The 438-nt window shown below is 57.8% G+C and carries 1 pseudogene; it reads left to right on the top strand.

Going from position 1 to position 438, the window contains the following annotated elements:
- Positions 1–438 (top strand): annotated as a pseudogene (locus tag K0625_RS24345) (hypothetical protein); the annotation flags it as partial.

Raw genomic sequence — 438 nt, 5'->3', positions numbered from 1 at the left:
TGGATTACGGCACCGGCACGGGCGCACCAGCGAGCCCAACCGTGGTTATCGATGAAGACATCAACAACGATGGCACCATCAACGACACCGAGCTTGAAGGTCAAATTGACATCAGCGTCACCTTAGGGGCAGGCACTGCGGTGGGCGACACCTTAGTGGTCACCGACCAAGCGGGTAACGTGCTGTTCACTGGCGTCATTACCCAAGATATGCTCGATAACGGCCTGGCCGTCACCATGGACACGCCGCCAAGCGGCACTGACGTAGTGGTCACCGCCACGGTCACTGACGTGGCAGGCAACAGCGCCACTGGCAGTGATGCAGCCACCTTGGATTACGTTGAGGCGCCAGCGCCAGCAGCGCCAACGGTTGAAATCACTGAAGATGCCAACAACGATGGTTACATCAACAGCGCTGAGCTTGACGGTCAAATCAACA

Origin of the sequence: Shewanella nanhaiensis, from assembly GCF_019457885.1 — a bacterium.
GTDB classification, from domain to species: domain Bacteria; phylum Pseudomonadota; class Gammaproteobacteria; order Enterobacterales; family Shewanellaceae; genus Shewanella; species Shewanella nanhaiensis.
This window is presented reverse-complemented; position numbering and strand designations above follow the sequence as displayed.